Raw genomic sequence first — 14,887 nt, forward strand, 5'->3', positions numbered from 1 at the left:
GCCCGTGTTCGGGGCCGGCACCAGCGGTCATCCTCGGCGCAGCAGGGGCCGGGCCAGGGCCCAGTAGCCGCCGGCGACGGCGTTGAACGCGCCCAGGCCGGGGGTGGTCGGCACACCGGAGGGCGTGACCCGACCGGTCATCAGCTCCGCGATGACCCCGTCCGGCACCCGCCGTTCGGCCTGTAGCTGCCGTCGACGGCCGCGAACCCAGTCGCGGTTGCGCCACAACCAGCCCCAACCCCGCAGCTTCTGCCGGGACCAGCCGCCGACGACCGCGGCGGTGAGCATGGCGGCCTCGGTGAGTAGCAGCGCCGGGGCGAGCACCACGAGTGTCCGCGCCTCGTAGGCGGTGAGCAGGGTGACCAGTCGGTTCCGCTCGACCAGGTAGAGCTTCAGGGCGTTGCGGGAGAACTCGTAGTGGTGACGCACGACGGCGTCCGGCACGTACTCCAGTCGTAGCCCGCGCTGCCACAGTCGCAGGCTGAGTTCGGTGTCCTCGTGGTACGCGAAGTATTCGGCGGCGAAGCCGTCGAGTTCGCGCCAGAGCTGCCGGCTGATCACGAAGCAGCAGCCGCTGAGGGAGGGTACGGCCCGCCGCTCGGCGTGGTTGCTGGCCGGTTCGCCGTTGCCGCCGGCCCAGGAGAGGCCGGTGAAGTGCAGCGGGTTACCGCTGGTGTTGATCAGCTCGGGGGTGTCGGCCAGCCGGATGGAGGCCATGGCCGCGCCTACGCCCGCTTCGGCGGCTACGGCTGTGGTCTTGGCCAGGGCGTCGGGTGCGACGACGGCGTCGGAGTTGACGAACGCGAGCCAGTCACCGGTGGCCTCGGCCGCGCCGACGCGGCAGCCGCCGGAGTAGCCGGTGTTCTCCTCCGGTCGGATCACCCGTACCCCGGGGAGGCCCTTGACGATGTCGATGCCGTCCCCGGTGCAGCCGTTGTCGACGACGATGAGGTCGATCTCCACGTCGGTGCTGGCCAGCACCGCCTGGGCGGCGTCGACGAGGTAGGGCTCCGGGCCGTAGGCGAGCATGACGGCGCTCACCCGGGGTCGGGTCATCGGATGCCTCCGGATGCGGCAGGGGCGACGGCCTCGGCGAGCGGCCGGGCGGGGGTGGTGGGTCGGCGGAAGCCGCCGCGCAGCAGCATCGCCATGGTGGCGGCCACGATGACGGAGCCGATGGTGTAGGCCAGTTCGACTCGCAGGGTGACCGGAGCCGGGATCAGCGTCACGGCGATCAGGGCGGCGACGCCGGCGGTCCAGGCGAGGGCCTGGGCGCGGTGCCGGTCGAGGGCGAGGAGGGCCTGACCGAGCACCATCGCCCACAGGTAGGCGAGCGTGGCGGCCGCCAACCAGGCGAAGTCGCCGTGGCCGAGAACGCCGGGTGCGTCGAAGAGGGTGCCGACCAACCATGGGCCGAGCAGCACGGCGCCGAGGGCGCCGGTGAGGCCGAGCGCGGTGACGATGCCGAGCGCCCGGCGCAGCAGGCCGTGGAAGCCGGCCTGGTCGCCGGTGGTGGCGGTGGTGGCCAGGCCAGGCAGCAGTGACGCCTGGAGGGAACCGAAGACGAACAGGGGAATGCGGACCAGCACGAGGGCGGAGAGCAGTGCGCCGGCGGCTGCCGCGTCGGAGGGGGCGAGTAGCTGCACGTTGATCACGCCGATGTTCACCACGACCTGGGAGAGCAGGCTGGAGGCGGTGAGCAGGCCGAGGCCGCGTAGCAGGGTGGCCCAGGCCACCGGCGGGCCTCCGCCGATGGCGCGCAGCACCGGCGGCAGGGTGAGCAGGACGCTGACCAGTGGGGCGGCGACGAGCACGAGCCCGTACCAGACGGGCGACGTCACTCCGGCCAGCCCGAGCAGGGCGACCATGATGATCCGCAGGCCGCCGTCGATCCCGAGTTGAGCGCCGTACCAGGGGAACAGTTGCAGGCCGGAGAGGACGCCGCGGGTGGCGTAGGCGACGGCCATCGCGGTGAGTGCGCCGATCAGCACGGTGACCAGGTTGCCGTCGCCGGCGAAGAGCTTGTCGGCGAGCGGCTGACGGCCGATGGTGACGGCCAGCACCAGCACCGCGAGCATCACGGCGGCGACGGTGACGCCGCGGGCCAGTACCGGCCCGGGCGGCAGCCCCTGGCTGTGTCGGGCGGCGACGACCCGGGCGACCTCCTGCTCGATCGGCATGAACACGCCGATGCCGAGGGTGAACACGATCGACCAGAGCACCGACAGGGACGAGTAGTCGGCCTGGTCGAGGCTGTGGCCGGCGACGGCGAGGTGAACGTAGGAGGCGAGCCCGAGAAGGGCCAGCCCGGCACCGACAGCGACGGTGCCGGGCGGGACCAGGCTCAGTAGCCGTCGGATCACCGGCGGATGAGCGCCAGCGTGAGAACGGCGAACGCGCGGCCGAGGTAGACCATCGCCTTGGCGGGGGAGTGGCTGGGTGTGCCCGCCATCCGCTTGCGCATGGCGACCGGCACCTGGCGGATGCGGTAGCCGCGGCGGGCGGTGTGCACCAGGGTCTCCACCGTGTCGCCGAGGTACTCGGCCGGGTACCAGCCGGCGAACATCTCGATGACCCGCCGGTTGGCGGCCCGGAAGCCGGAGGTGGTGTCGGTGAGCTTGGTGCGGGCGACCCGGGACAGCACGGCGGAGAGCATCACCATCGCCCAGCGGCGGGGGCCGCGGACGTTGTAGTCGCCCTCACCGGCGAAACGGGCGCCGATGACGAGGTCGTTGTCCTCGAGCAGGTCGACGAGCTTCGGCACGTACCGGGGGTCGTGCTGGCCGTCGGCGTCGATCTGGATGGCGACCTCGTAGTCGTGGTCACGGGCGTAGCGGTAACCGAGGCGCATGGCCCCACCGACACCGAGGTTGTACGGCAGTTTGGCGACCAGGGCGCCGGCGGCCGCGGCGACGGCGGCGGTGCGATCGGTGGAGCCGTCGTCGACGACGAGCACGTCGACGCCGGGCAGTTCGCCACGGACCTCACCGACGACGTCGGCGATCGAGCCCGACTCGTTGAGAGCCGGAATGATGATCAATGTGCGCTTGCCGTTAACCATCGGTCGACACCAGTTCGTCTCGGGCTGCCCGGTCCGCGTCGATCTCAGCGCGGAGCAGGGCGAAGTCTTCGGCCAGGGTGCGGGTCTCTTCTTCCAGGGCGCTGACCTCCCAGCTGAGGTGTACGCACACCAGCAGCAGGAAGACGATGCCGAGGAAGAGCACCAGGCTGACACCGGAGGCGACGCCGAGGAGTTCGGCGACGTTGTCGAGCAGCCGGGGGAAAAGGGACAGCGGAATCACGATGATCAGTACGGCGAGCCAGAGCATGCCGTACTTCTCGCGCAGCTGACGGCGGCGCAACAGCTCGACGATGGTGCCGAGGAGCAGCAGGCCGGTCAGGCCGGTGACGAGGGTGAGCTTCATGCGACCTTCCACGGGGCGGGTGGAGCGGGGGAGTGGAACGCGTCAACCAGGGCGCTGTGCCAGTCTGGAAGCGGGGGTAGACCCACGGCTGCCCAGCGGCTGTGCCCTAGCACACTGTACGCAGGCCGGGGGGCGGGACGCGGATACCGGTCGCTGGTGGTGGGTCGGATCCGGTCCGGGTCCAGTCCGGCCAGGGTGAACGCGGCGCGGGCGAGCCCGTACCAGGTCGTCTGCCCGGCGCAGGTGCCGTGGTAGACGCCGGGTGTCGCGTGACCGGCCAGCGCCGCGTCGGCGAGCGCGACGAGCCGCTCGGCGAGCGCGTACGACCAGGTGGGTTGGCCGTGTTGGTCGTCGACCACGTCGAGGTGTTCGCGCTGGGTGGCGAGTCGGAGCATGGTGGCCACGAAGTTCGGGCCGTGTGCGCCGTAGAGCCAGGCGGTGCGCACGACGTACCCGGTGTCGGGCAGCAGCCGCGCGACGGCCTGTTCGCCGACCAGCTTGCCGCGGCCGTAGGCGTTGACCGGCGCGGTGGGCGCGTCCTCCGGGTACGGGGTGCCCGCGTTGCCGGCGAGGACGTAGTCGGTGGAGACCTGGATGAGCCGGGTTCCGCCGCTGGCGCACGCCGCGGCCAGGTTGGCCACGGCGTGGCCGTTGACGGCGGTCGCCGCGGCCTCGTCGGCCTCGGCGGCGTCGACGTTGGTCCACGCGGCCGCGTTGATCACCAGGTCGTGTCCGGCGACGGCGGCGTGGACCGCCGCCCGGTCGGTGACGTCCAGGTCGGCGCGGGTGGCGGCGGTCACCTTGAGGTCGGGCCGGGCGCCCAGCACGGTGACCAGGTCCCGGCCGAGCATCCCGCCCGCGCCGGTGACGAGGAGTCGGGTCATGCGGTCGGCGCGGACTTGAGGGGTTCCCACCAGTTGCGGTTGTCCCGGTACCAGCGGACGGTGTCAGCGAGGCCCTGGTCCAGGGCGATGCTGGGGTGGTAGCCGAGCTCTTCGCTGATCTTGGTGATGTCGAGGGAGTACCGGCGGTCGTGGCCCTTGCGGTCGGTGACCGGGACGACCCGGTCCCACCCGGCGCCGCAGGCGTCCAGGAGCAGGCCGGTGAGTTCCTTGTTGGTCAACTCGGTGCCGCCGCCGATGTTGTAGACCTCACCGGCGCGGCCCTTCTGCTGGACGAGGGCGATGCCCCGGCAGTGGTCGTGCACGTGCAGCCAGTCACGGATGTTGCCGCCGTCGCCGTAGAGGGGGACGGTGCCACCGTCGAGCAGGTTGCTGACGAACAGCGGGATGACCTTCTCGGGGAACTGGTACGGGCCGTAGTTGTTGGAGCAGCGGGTGACGACCACGTCCATGCCGTGCGTGCGGTGGTACGACAGCGCGAGCAGGTCGGAGCCGGCCTTGGATGCCGAGTACGGCGAGTTGGGGGCGAGCGGCCAGGCCTCGGTCCAGGAACCCTCGTCGATCGAGCCGTAGACCTCGTCGGTGGAGACGTGCACGAACCGGCCGGTGCCGTGGCGCAGCGCCGCGTCGAGCAGCGTCTGGGTGCCCAGCACGTTGGTGGTGACGAACGGCGCGGCGCCGGCGATCGAGCGGTCGACGTGTGACTCGGCGGCGAAGTGCACGATCACGTCGTGCTCGGCCACCACCTCGTCGACCACCACCGGGTCGCAGATGTCGCCCTGCACGAACCGCAGTCGCGGGTCGTCGCGGACGGGCTCGAGGTTGGCCAGGTTGCCCGAGTAGGTCAGCTTGTCCAGCACGGTCACGACGGCCGGCTCGAGCGGCGGCACGCCGTCCGCACTGCCGAGGGGCTTGCCCAGCAGTAGGCGAACGTACTCCGACCCGATGAATCCGGCTCCGCCGGTGACGAGGATCCTCACGGGTCCGGAAGTATACGCGACGGGCGGCGCGGCCCCTGGTACGCGACCCCCGCACACGTTGTCCGGGTGCGGTTAGGCTTCCCCGATGCGCGGAATCCTACTTGCCGGCGGCACCGGGTCCCGGCTCTGGCCGATCACCCGGGCGGTCTCGAAGCAGCTGATGCCGGTCTTCGACAAGCCGATGATCTATTACCCGCTCTCCACCCTGGTGATGTCCGGGGTCCGGGAGATCCTGGTGATCACGACTCCGGACGACCAGGACCAGTTCCGTCGGCTGCTCGGCGACGGCAGCCAGTTCGGGCTGCGGCTGGAGTACGTCAGTCAGGAGCGCCCGGAGGGCATCGCGCAGGCGTTCATCCTCGGCGCGGACTTCATCGGCACCGAGTCGGTGGCGTTGGTCCTCGGCGACAACATCTTCCACGGCGTGGGTCTGGGTCGGCAGCTCGCCGACCACGGTGACCCGGTCGGCGGGCGGGTCTTCGCCTATCAGGTGGCCAACCCGCAGGAGTACGGCGTCGTCGACTTCGACGCCGATGGCCGGGTGCTCTCGATCGAGGAGAAGCCGGCCCGGCCGAAGTCCCGCTACGCGGTGCCCGGCCTCTACTTCTACGACAACCGGGTGGTGGACATCGCCCGCAAGCTCACCCCGAGCGCGCGCGGCGAGCTGGAGATCACGGCGGTCAACGAGGTGTACCGGGAGACCGGAGAGCTGGCGGTCACGGTGCTGGATCGGGGCACCGCCTGGCTGGACACCGGCACGTTCACCTCGATGATGCAGGCCGCCGAGTTCGTCCGGGTGGTCGAGGAGCGGCAGGGTCTCAAGATCGGTTGCGTCGAGGAGGTCGCCTGGCGGGCTGGCCTGATCGACGACGCGCAACTGCGCGCGCTCGCCGAGCCGCTGACCAAGAGCGGTTACGGCAACTACCTGCTCGGTCTGCTCAGCGACAAGGCCGGCGACGATCGGGGTTCCTGGTGAAGATCCGGGAGCTGAGCATCGAGGGCGCCTGGGAGATCACCCCCCAGCAGCACGGCGACCCGCGCGGCATGTTCATGGAGTGGTACCGCTTCGACACGCTCGCCGAGGTGGTGGGGCATCCGCTGCGACTGGCCCAGGCCAACCTGTCGGTGTCCGCGCGTGGCGTGGTGCGCGGCGTCCACTTCGCCGACGTCCCGCCCGGGCAGGCCAAGTACGTCACCTGTGTGCGGGGCGCGGTCCTCGACGTGATCGTGGACCTGCGGGTGGGCTCGCCGACCTTCGGTCGTTGGGAGGGCGTCCGGCTGGACGACACCGACCGTCGGGCGGTCTACCTCAGCGAGGGGCTGGGGCACGGGTTCTGCGCGTTGACCGACGACGCGACGTTGAGCTATCTCTGCTCAGCCACCTACAACCCGACCGGCGAGCACGCGGTGCACCCGCTGGACGAGGAGTTGGGCATCGAGTGGCCCGCCGACGTTCCATTGCTGTCCGCGCGCGACGACGCGGCGCCGACTCTGGCGCAGGCCCGCGAGCGGGGCCTGCTTCCGGAGTACGACAGCTGCCGGCGGTTCGTGGCGAGTCTCGGTCCGGACGGAATGTCGCACTCAACCGGTATGTGACCGCGCTCGGGGCACGACCTGTGGTCTGACAGTGACGAACCGGGCCTCCGGGCGGCTAATGTCACACCATGGAGCGGCGAATCTTCGGCCTCGAGACCGAGTACGGCGTCACCTGCACCTATCGCGGGCAGCGGCGGCTGTCCCCGGACGAGGTAGCGCGGTATCTGTTCCGTCGCGTGGTGTCCTGGGGCCGGTCGAGCAATGTCTTCCTGCGCAATGGGGCCCGGCTCTACCTGGACGTCGGGTCGCATCCGGAGTACGCGACACCGGAGTGCGACTCGGTGACCGATCTCGTCGCCCACGACCGGGCCGGCGAGCGGATCCTGGAGGGGCTGCTCGTCGACGCGGAGAAGCGGCTGCACGACGAGGGCATCGCGGGTGAGATCTACCTGTTCAAGAACAACACCGATTCGGCCGGCAACTCGTACGGCTGCCACGAGAACTACCTGGTCTCCCGGCACGGCGAGTTCGGCCGGCTCGCCGACGTGCTCATCCCGTTCCTGGTCACCCGGCAGTTGATCTGCGGGGCCGGCAAGGTTCTGCAAACCCCACGCGGCGCGGTCTACTGCCTCTCGCAGCGGGCCGAGCACATCTGGGAGGGCGTCTCCTCGGCGACCACCCGCAGCCGCCCGATCATCAACACCCGCGACGAGCCGCACGCTGACGCCGAGCGCTACCGGCGGCTGCACGTGATCGTCGGCGACTCCAACATGAACGAGGTCACCACGCTGCTCAAGGTCGGCACCGCCGACATCGTGCTGCGGATGATCGAGGCCGGGGTGGTGATGCGCGACCTGTCCCTGGAGAACCCGATCCGGGCCATCCGGGAGGTGTCGCACGACATCACCGGCCGGCGCAAGGTGCGGCTGGCCAACGGCAAGGAGGTCAGCGCCCTGGACATCCAGCAGGAGTACCTCGCCAAGGCCACCGAGTTCGTCGAGCGACGCGGCGGCGACCAGGCCGCCAAGCGGGTCGTCGAGCTGTGGGGCCGGGTGCTCAACGCGGTGGAGAGCGGCGATCTGGAGCCGGTCTCCCGGGAGATCGACTGGGTCAGCAAGCTGCGGCTGATCGAGCGCTACCAGCGCAAGCACGACCTGCCGCTGTCGCACCCCCGGGTGGCGCAGATGGATCTGGCCTACCACGACGTGCGCCGCGGCCGGGGCCTCTACGGGCTCCTGGAGCGCCGCGGCGACGTCGACCGGGTGGCCACCGATCCGGAGATCTTCGAGGCCAAGGAGACCCCGCCGCAGACCACCCGGGCCCGGCTGCGGGGCGAGTTCATCAGGCACGCCCAGGAGAAGCGCCGCGACTTCACAGTCGACTGGGTGCACCTGAAGCTCAACGACCAGGCGCAGCGCACAGTGCTCTGCAAGGACCCGTTCCGGGCGTACGACGAGCGGGTGGAGCGACTGATCGCCAGCATGTGACCGGTTCCGGCCCCGTCGGTGCGCTGCGCCGACGGGGCCGGTCAGCCCGGCGCACCGAGCGGTTAAGCTGAGCGCGCCATGACGACTTCTGGACCATCCGACCGCTCCGAGCGCTCCGAGCGCGGCACCGAGCGGCAGAACTGGATCGAACGCCGGCGGGAGAAGATCCGCGCCGAGATCGACCGTAACCGGCGCGGTGAATACACGGTGCCGACGTGGGTGCTGGCCCTGGCGCTGGTGCTCATCGTGGGCGGCTGGCTAGCCCTGATCTTCCTGGCCTAACCCACCCCAGCACCCCCACCCCACCCCAGCTCGCGTTGATCATGAAGTTATTGCCATGACACGCCGAGGCGGCGGGCAATAACTTCATGATCAACCGGGTGAGGGCCCGGCCCGAGGGCTGGGTCGGGGGTTAGGGGAGGAGGGTTACCGCGTGGCGGCCGGCGGCGGCTGCCGCCAGGAAGTACGCGTGGTCGGCGTCGAGGCCACGGCCCATGGTGGACAGGGGTACGGCGCTGGCCCGCAACGCGGCGTCCAGACCGCCGGTGGGCACCCGGACGATCCGGTGCCGGGTCGCCAGGGGCACCAGCGCCGCGTGCACCTCGGCCGCGAGGGGCGGCGCCAGGTCCTCGGGCACCACCAGCTCCGCCGGGGCGAGCGCCACCCGGCCGTACGCGGTGAGGCTGTGGTGTGACACGCCCCGGTGTCGGGGGCGGGGGTCGGCCTCGGAGATGCGCAACGAGCCGACCGGCTTCCCGCCCAGCGTGGCGATCGCGTTGACGGCCTCGCCGACGGCGACGCCGGAGAAGCCCCATCGGGTTCCGGTGCCCAGGTTGCCCGGTCCCTGAGCCACGATCGCCACGTCCGCGCGGAGCACGTACCGGGCGGCGAGCAGACCACCGTGCAGGGTGGTGGCCTCCAGGTCGCCACCGAACGCCTGCCCGACGGTGACCGTGCCGGCCAGTTCGGCCCGCAGCCCGTCGAGGGTGCGGGAGAACCAGGCGGGCAGCGCCCCGCAGGCGCGGGTGGCGTACCTGCTCACCGACGGCGGGGCGTCGGCCCGGATGCCGGCCAGGATCGCCGGGAGCGCCGAGTGCAGGTCGGCGGTGACCACCGGCAGGCCGCCCAGGTCGTCCGCGTCGGCCAGCACGTCGCGGTGCGGAGAGGCCTCCTCGTCGACGCCGAGGAGGATCGGCTGCAACGGCGTGTAGCGGGCCTTGACGAGGTGCCCGGCGTCGCGGGTGTCGGCGACGTCCGGCGGGTCCGGCGGCAGCCGGTCCGGCAGGGCGACCACCAGGGCGTACCCGCCGGTGCCCAACCCCATCAGCAGCGCGCCGGCGTTGAGCAGCACCCGGTCGCCGGGCTCGGGCGTGCCGACCAGCTCCGGGTAGGCCAGCGCCCGCATCCGCGTGCCGTCGGGCAGGTCGACGTCCAGCTCCACCGCCCCGGTCCACTGCCGTCGCAGCGTCGCCACCGTCCCCGTACGCCATCGCACCATGACGGGCACGCTAGCCGCGCGGGCGTGGCGGCCCGCGCCCGGGTGTGGTCAGGTCGGCTCGGGGCCACCGGCGTCCGGGCTCGGCCCGGCCTGGGTGTGCCGGGCGGTGCCGGTGGCGCCCGGCATCGAACGGGTCGGGTCGAGGAAGACGAAGCGGATCTCCGGGTACCGGTCGGTGAGCCGCCGCTCGGCCTCGTCGGCGCTGGCCTCGATCTGCGCGCCGGTGGCCTCGTCGCGGAAGTCGACCTTCGCGGCGACCAGGATGTCCTGTGGGCCGAGCTGCATGGTCAACAGGGTGTCGATGCGCTCCACCTCGGGCAGCCCGGCCAGATCCCGCTCGATCTCGTGGCGCAGCCGCTCCGGGACGGCCCGGCCGACCAGCAGCGACAGGTTGTTGCCGGCGAGGACCCCGGCGACGGTCAGCAGCAGGAGCCCGATCAGGATCGACGCGACGCCGTCCCACACCTCGTCGCCGGTGGCGTGCGACAGGCCGACGCCGAGCCCGGCCAGCACCAGGCCGATCAGGGCCGCGCTGTCCTCCAGGAAGACCGCCTTGACCGTGGTGTCGGCGGTCAGCCGCAGGAACCGCCGGGGCGTGGTCCGCCAGCGTCGCGACTCGCGGCGGACCTGCCGCACCGCCCGGGACAGTGAGATCGACTCGATGACGAACGACACCCCGAGCACGATGTACGAGATGAGGTAGTCGCCGCTGTGCTCGTGCACCAGGATCGTGGTGACGCCGTGGGTGACGGCGAAACCGGCGCCGGCGACGAACGTGAACATGGCGGCGAAGAACGCCCAGACGTAGCTTTCCTTGCCGTACCCGAAGGGGTGTCGCTGGTCGGCCGGGCGGGCGCCGCGGCCCAGCGCCTGGAAGAGCAGCACCTCGGTGGTCGTGTCGGCGATCGAGTGCGCCGCCTCGGAGAGCATCGCGGCTGATCCGGAGATCAGCCCGGCGATCAGCTTGGCGACCGCGATGGCGAGGTTGGCGGCGCCGGCGACGACGACCGTGCCGACGCTCTCACTCTCGGGCCTGGCCTCCGCCTGCGACATGAGGATCACCCTATGACCGCCGACGGCGACGCGCCGGAGGAGGCCCGATCCGAACAAGTGTGCGGCACGCCCGCGTGGGTGCACGGTGTGGGCGGGTCGGCTGCTAGCGTCTACCGCGTGTCGCGGACCCGCACCGAACGCCTGGTCAACCTGGTGATCTGCCTCCTGTCCACGCGACGGTTCCTGACCGCCGCGCAGATCGCCGCGACCGTGCCCGGTTACGAGCACGATCCGGACGACGCGCGCGACCACGAGGCGTTCCAGCGCAAGTTCGAGCGGGACAAGGCCGAGCTGCGTGAGCTGGGTGTGCCACTGGAGACCGGCACGGCGAGCGCCTTCGACGCCGAGCCCGGCTACCGGATCGCCCACCGCGAGTACGCGCTGCCCGACATCCTCCTCGAACCGGACGAGGCAGCAGCGGTCGGCATCGCCGCCCGGCTGTGGCAGCACGCCGGGTTGGCCGCCGCCGCGTCGTCCGGGCTGGCCAAGCTGCGTGCCGCCGGGGTGGACGTGGACCCGCAGGCGACCCTCGGCCTGGAGCCGATGGTCACTGTCGACCCGGCGTTCGCGCCGCTGACCGCCGCCGCCCGGGACCGCCGCGAGGTGGGGTTCGACTACCGGGTGCCCGACCGCGACGCGCCCAGCCGGCGGCGGCTGCAACCGTGGGGCGTGGTCTGCTGGCGCGGACGGTGGTATGTGGTCGGCCACGACCAGGACCGGGAGGCGACCCGCTGCTTCCGGTTGTCCCGGGTCGTCGGCGCGGTCCGGGTGACCGGCGCCCCCGGCGCGTACGAGCCGCCGGCCAACGTCGACCTGATCAGCCACGTGGCCCGCTGGTCGGGTCCGGTGGAGCGCACCGGTCGGGCCACAGTGCTGGCCGCGCCCGGGCGGGCCGCCGGGCTGCGCCGCTGGGCGGTGGAGGTGACCGCCGGGCCGGACGGCGACCGCCTGGTCCTGCCGTACGCCGACCCGGACGGGCTGGCCGGTCATCTCGTCGGCTACGGCCCGGACGTGCGGGTCCTCGACCCACCGGAGGTCCGCGAGGCGGTCATCCAACGACTCAAGGAGATCGCCGTGCGCCACGACGAGCTGGCCGTCAGCGAGGGTGCCCGGTGACCCGCCCGGCCGCCCGCAACGGTTCCCGCGCGTCCGCCGACCGGCTGGCCCGACTGCTCAACCTGGTGCCCTACCTGCTGGCCCGGCCCGGCATCGAGATCGCCGAGGCGGCCGGTGACCTGGGCGTCACCGAGCGCCAGCTCCGGGAGGACCTGGAGCTGCTCTGGGTGTGCGGGCTGCCCGGGTACGGCCCCGGTGACCTGATCGACATGGCGTTCGACGGTGACCGGGTGACCATCACCTACGACGCCGGCATCGACCGGCCGTTGCGGCTGACCCCCGACGAGGCCCTCGCGCTGGTGGTGGCGCTGCGGATGTTGGCCGAGACGCCCGGGGTGGCCAACCGGGAGGCCGTCGAGCGGGCCCTCGCCAAGATCGAGGCCGCGGGCGACCTGGTGGGCGCGCCGGTGGCGGTCCGGTTGCCCGGGGACACCCGGCGGGTCGAGGCGCTGCGCGCCGCCGTGGAGGGCGGCAAGGCCCTGCGGATCACCTACTACACCGCCGCCCGGGACGAGACCACCGAACGCGTCATCGACCCGCTGCGGATGCTCATGGTCGGCGGCCGGGCGTACGTGGAGGCGTGGTGTCGGCGTGCGGAGGCCGTCCGGCTGTTCCGCGCCGACCGCATCGACGCGGTCACCGAGCTGGACGAGCCGGCCACGGTGCCGCCGCAGGCCGTCCCGCACGACCTCACCGAGGGCGTGTTCCGCCCCTCGGCCGACCTGCCGTTGATCACCCTGCGCATCGGCCGGGGCGAGCGGTGGATCACCGAGTACTACCCGTGCGAGCGGGTGGAGGCCGGCGACGGCGACCAGTGGCTCGTCTCCCTGCGGGTCACCGACCTGGGGTGGGCCCGCCGGTTCGTGCTGGGCCTCGGCCCGGAGGTGACTGTGGTCGCCCCGGTCGAGTTGGCCGAGCAGGTGCGGGCGACGGCGGCCGCCGCGCTGGACGCGTACGCCGTGCCCGCGCCCACGGCCGTGCCCCGGCCGCCCGCGGTCGACCCGGCGCGCGCGCCGTCGGGTGACCCGGCGGTGGCCGGCCGCACCCAGTAGGCTGACCGCCGTGCTGATCTGGATCGTGCTCGCGGTGGTGCTGCTACCCCTCGTGGCGCTCGCGTTGGCCGTGCGCCCGGTGCTCGCCCGGCTGCCCCGACTGCGCCGCGCCGCCGTGGCGTTGCAGCGGCGGGCCGTCGAGGCCGAGGCGCTGCGGGACACCGCCGAGGCGCTGCAACAGCGTGCCGAGGAAGTCCAACGTCGGCTCGACACCACCTCCCGGCGACTCGCGGTGATCAAGGCCAAGCGCGGCTGATCGGGCACGCAGCCGGCGGCGGTTGACGGATCATCGCGGGTTGGTCAAGACTTCACCCTCCCGCCCAGACCACCACCACCCAGTGGGTGGCGGGCAGCCGATCCGCACGTACGATGGGCTGCGTACCACCCCCCGGACACAGAGCGACTGGAGCTTCTCATGGGTGCCCTCAAGCCGTGGCACATCGCTGTTCTCGTGGTTGTGCTGATCCTGCTCTTCGGTGCGAAGCGGCTCCCCGACGCGGCCCGTTCGCTGGGTCGGTCGCTGCGGATCATCAAGGCCGAGACCAAGAGCCTGCAGGACGACGACCGCGACCTCGCCGAGAAGGCCGACGCGCAGGCCGGCTACCAGCCGCTGCCGCCGCACGCCGGGCAGCAGGCGCCGCACGCTGGCCAGCCGCAGCAGGCCCCGTACCAGCAGGCGCCGCCGCAGCAGCCGGTCGTCGACCCGGTGCACCGCGTCCGCGACAACTGACCGAAGGGCCCCACTCCCGTGGCCTTCGCACTGCGTAAACGCGGCTCGAGCACCTTCGAGCGGGCCGCCGACGGCTCGATGACGCTCATCGAGCACGTTCGCGAACTGCGCAACCGGCTCTTCCGCGCGTCGCTCGCGATCATGATCGGCTTCGGCTTCGGCATCTGGTTGGCCGAGCCGGTCCGGATCCTGCTGTCGAAGCCGTACTGCGACCTGCCGGGGTCGGTCGACCCGGAGACCAACAAGTGCCTCTTCGTTCAGCTCGGCCCGGCCGACCTGTTCCTGCTGAACCTGAAGATCGGCCTGTGGGTGGGCCTGATCATCGCGGCGCCGATCTGGCTCTATCAACTCTGGGCGTTCATCGCGCCTGGTCTGCACCGGCACGAGCGGCGCTACGCCTACGCCTTCACCGCCTTGGCGGCGCCGCTCTTCGCAGCCGGCGCGGTGCTGGCGTTCTTCGTCACCGCCAAGGGCCTCGAGTTCCTGATGAACGTGTCCGGCGACGACATCTCGACCACCCTGGAAGTCACCCGGTACATCTCCTTCGTCACCAACCTGATCCTGTTGTTCGGGGTGGCCTTCGAGTTCCCGTTGATCGTGCTGATGCTCAACTTCGTGGGCATCGCCAGCGCGAAACGGTTGCTCAGCTGGTGGCGGGTGGCGATCTTCGTGTTCTTCGCCTTCGCCGCCGTGGTCACTCCCACCCCTGATCCGTTCGGGATGACCGCTCTGGCGCTCTGCCTGTCCGCGCTCTACTTCGCCGCGGTCGGTGTCGCGTTCCTCAACGATCGGCGGCGTGGGCGGGGCAAGGAGGTCTACGCCGGCATCGACGACGACGAGGTGTCGCCGTTGGAGTTCGACGCGGACCCGGTCGTGGCGGGGCAGCGGGTCGACTCGGCAGCGCCGATCGGCGTACCCGAACCGGTCGCCCCACCGGCGCCGATCGAACGCCGCTACGACGACATGACCTGACGGCCCCGCGCCGACCGGTCCACCGACGCCGTCCCCGTTCACCGGGGGCGGCGTCGTCGCGTCACCTGGCGCGTCGGCGGCGCAACTGATGGTGACGGCACCCGCCCCTGGTGAACGGCGGGTGTCCGACCGGTAC

The 14,887-nt window shown here is 71.8% G+C and carries 17 protein-coding genes; 9 read left to right on the forward strand and 8 right to left on the reverse strand.

Annotation, left to right across the window (positions count from 1 at the left end):
* Window positions 1-27: 27 nt before the first annotated feature.
* The 6 genes from KBX08_RS06750 to rfbB are packed head-to-tail and all read right to left on the reverse strand — an operon-like array spanning window position 28 to window position 5,307.
* Window positions 28-1,056 (reverse strand): glycosyltransferase family 2 protein, encoded by a 1,029-nt coding sequence (locus tag KBX08_RS06750; protein ID WP_210781716.1) that lies wholly within the window; start codon window positions 1,054-1,056, stop codon window positions 28-30.
* Window positions 1,053-2,363 (reverse strand): lipopolysaccharide biosynthesis protein, encoded by a 1,311-nt coding sequence (locus KBX08_RS06755; protein WP_210781717.1) that lies wholly within the window; start codon window positions 2,361-2,363, stop codon window positions 1,053-1,055. The genes KBX08_RS06750 and KBX08_RS06755 overlap by 4 nt, the downstream gene beginning before the upstream one ends.
* On the reverse strand, window positions 2,360-3,061 hold the full coding sequence (locus KBX08_RS06760) for a glycosyltransferase family 2 protein (protein ID WP_210781718.1): 702 nt from the start codon (window positions 3,059-3,061) through the stop codon (window positions 2,360-2,362). Before KBX08_RS06760 ends, KBX08_RS06755 begins: the two co-directional genes overlap by 4 nt.
* Window positions 3,054-3,425 (reverse strand): DUF2304 domain-containing protein, encoded by a 372-nt coding sequence (locus tag KBX08_RS06765; protein WP_112587313.1) that lies wholly within the window; start codon window positions 3,423-3,425, stop codon window positions 3,054-3,056. Before KBX08_RS06765 ends, KBX08_RS06760 begins: the two co-directional genes overlap by 8 nt.
* Complete coding sequence (gene rfbD / locus KBX08_RS06770) at window positions 3,422-4,309, reverse strand: dTDP-4-dehydrorhamnose reductase (protein WP_210781719.1); 888 nt, start codon at window positions 4,307-4,309, stop codon at window positions 3,422-3,424. The genes KBX08_RS06765 and rfbD overlap by 4 nt, the downstream gene beginning before the upstream one ends.
* Window positions 4,306-5,307, reverse strand: a complete 1,002-nt coding sequence (gene rfbB, locus KBX08_RS06775) for a dTDP-glucose 4,6-dehydratase (RefSeq protein WP_210781720.1) — start codon at window positions 5,305-5,307, stop codon at window positions 4,306-4,308. The genes rfbD and rfbB overlap by 4 nt, the downstream gene beginning before the upstream one ends.
* An 85-nt stretch (window positions 5,308-5,392) precedes the next feature.
* Between rfbB and rfbA the strand changes: the two genes are divergently transcribed.
* The 4 genes from rfbA (at window position 5,393) to KBX08_RS06795 (ending at window position 8,612) form a co-directional block, all read left to right on the forward strand.
* Entirely contained in the window at window positions 5,393-6,283 is an 891-nt protein-coding gene (rfbA, locus tag KBX08_RS06780; protein ID WP_210781721.1) for a glucose-1-phosphate thymidylyltransferase RfbA, read from the forward strand.
* Window positions 6,280-6,903 carry a dTDP-4-dehydrorhamnose 3,5-epimerase gene (gene rfbC / locus KBX08_RS06785; RefSeq protein ID WP_210781722.1) on the forward strand — a complete coding sequence of 208 codons (624 nt, stop codon included), beginning with the start codon at window positions 6,280-6,282 and terminating at the stop codon, window positions 6,901-6,903. The genes rfbA and rfbC overlap by 4 nt, the downstream gene beginning before the upstream one ends.
* A gap of 68 nt (window positions 6,904-6,971) precedes the next feature.
* The gene (pafA, locus tag KBX08_RS06790) at window positions 6,972-8,330 is read left to right on the forward strand and encodes a Pup--protein ligase (protein ID WP_210781723.1); all 1,359 of its coding nucleotides are present in this window, start codon (window positions 6,972-6,974) and stop codon (window positions 8,328-8,330) included.
* 78 nt (window positions 8,331-8,408) lie between these two features.
* Entirely contained in the window at window positions 8,409-8,612 is a 204-nt protein-coding gene (locus KBX08_RS06795; protein ID WP_210781724.1) for a hypothetical protein, read from the forward strand.
* Window positions 8,613-8,742: 130 nt separating this feature from the next.
* Here KBX08_RS06795 and KBX08_RS06800 read toward each other — a convergent pair whose 3' ends face one another.
* Window positions 8,743-9,828 (reverse strand): DUF3866 family protein, encoded by a 1,086-nt coding sequence (locus tag KBX08_RS06800; RefSeq protein WP_210781725.1) that lies wholly within the window; start codon window positions 9,826-9,828, stop codon window positions 8,743-8,745.
* A gap of 48 nt (window positions 9,829-9,876) precedes the next feature.
* On the reverse strand, window positions 9,877-10,881 hold the full coding sequence (locus tag KBX08_RS06805; protein ID WP_210781726.1) for a cation diffusion facilitator family transporter: 1,005 nt from the start codon (window positions 10,879-10,881) through the stop codon (window positions 9,877-9,879).
* Between the two features lie 117 nt (window positions 10,882-10,998).
* Here KBX08_RS06805 and KBX08_RS06810 point away from each other — a divergent pair, with 117 nt between their 5' ends.
* The 5 genes from KBX08_RS06810 to tatC all read left to right on the forward strand — a co-directional run bounded on the left by KBX08_RS06810 (window position 10,999) and on the right by tatC (window position 14,751).
* The gene (locus KBX08_RS06810) at window positions 10,999-11,997 is read left to right on the forward strand and encodes a YafY family protein (protein WP_210781727.1); all 999 of its coding nucleotides are present in this window, start codon (window positions 10,999-11,001) and stop codon (window positions 11,995-11,997) included.
* The gene (locus KBX08_RS06815) at window positions 11,994-13,049 is read left to right on the forward strand and encodes a YafY family protein (RefSeq protein ID WP_210781728.1); all 1,056 of its coding nucleotides are present in this window, start codon (window positions 11,994-11,996) and stop codon (window positions 13,047-13,049) included. Before KBX08_RS06810 ends, KBX08_RS06815 begins: the two co-directional genes overlap by 4 nt.
* A 10-nt stretch (window positions 13,050-13,059) precedes the next feature.
* A complete protein-coding gene (locus KBX08_RS06820; protein WP_210781729.1) occupies window positions 13,060-13,305 on the forward strand; it encodes a hypothetical protein in 246 nt (81 codons plus the stop codon).
* Between the two features lie 159 nt (window positions 13,306-13,464).
* Entirely contained in the window at window positions 13,465-13,779 is a 315-nt protein-coding gene (gene tatA / locus KBX08_RS06825) for a Sec-independent protein translocase subunit TatA (RefSeq protein ID WP_210781730.1), read from the forward strand.
* An 18-nt stretch (window positions 13,780-13,797) separates the two neighbouring features.
* Window positions 13,798-14,751 (forward strand): twin-arginine translocase subunit TatC, encoded by a 954-nt coding sequence (gene tatC / locus KBX08_RS06830; RefSeq protein WP_210781731.1) that lies wholly within the window; start codon window positions 13,798-13,800, stop codon window positions 14,749-14,751.
* The last annotated feature ends 136 nt before the right edge of the window (window positions 14,752-14,887 follow it).

It is taken from the genome of Micromonospora sp. H61 (assembly GCF_018070325.1).
Taxonomy (GTDB): domain Bacteria; phylum Actinomycetota; class Actinomycetes; order Mycobacteriales; family Micromonosporaceae; genus Micromonospora; species Micromonospora salmantinae.

Excerpts from the sequence above, each read along its gene's own strand:
- KBX08_RS06750 (WP_210781716.1), bottom strand. The coding sequence starts at position 1,056 with ATGACCCGACCCCGGGTGAGCGCCGTCATGCTCGCCTACGGCCCGGAG.
- KBX08_RS06760 (WP_210781718.1), bottom strand. The coding sequence starts at position 3,061 with ATGGTTAACGGCAAGCGCACATTGATCATCATTCCGGCTCTCAACGAG.
- KBX08_RS06765 (WP_112587313.1), bottom strand. The coding sequence starts at position 3,425 with ATGAAGCTCACCCTCGTCACCGGCCTGACCGGCCTGCTGCTCCTCGGC.
- rfbD (WP_210781719.1), bottom strand. The coding sequence starts at position 4,309 with ATGACCCGACTCCTCGTCACCGGCGCGGGCGGGATGCTCGGCCGGGAC.
- rfbA (WP_210781721.1), top strand. The coding sequence starts at position 5,393 with ATGCGCGGAATCCTACTTGCCGGCGGCACCGGGTCCCGGCTCTGGCCG.
- pafA (WP_210781723.1), top strand. The coding sequence starts at position 6,972 with ATGGAGCGGCGAATCTTCGGCCTCGAGACCGAGTACGGCGTCACCTGC.
- KBX08_RS06795 (WP_210781724.1), top strand. The coding sequence starts at position 8,409 with ATGACGACTTCTGGACCATCCGACCGCTCCGAGCGCTCCGAGCGCGGC.
- KBX08_RS06800 (WP_210781725.1), bottom strand. The coding sequence starts at position 9,828 with ATGGTGCGATGGCGTACGGGGACGGTGGCGACGCTGCGACGGCAGTGG.
- KBX08_RS06805 (WP_210781726.1), bottom strand. The coding sequence starts at position 10,881 with ATGTCGCAGGCGGAGGCCAGGCCCGAGAGTGAGAGCGTCGGCACGGTC.
- tatA (WP_210781730.1), top strand. The coding sequence starts at position 13,465 with ATGGGTGCCCTCAAGCCGTGGCACATCGCTGTTCTCGTGGTTGTGCTG.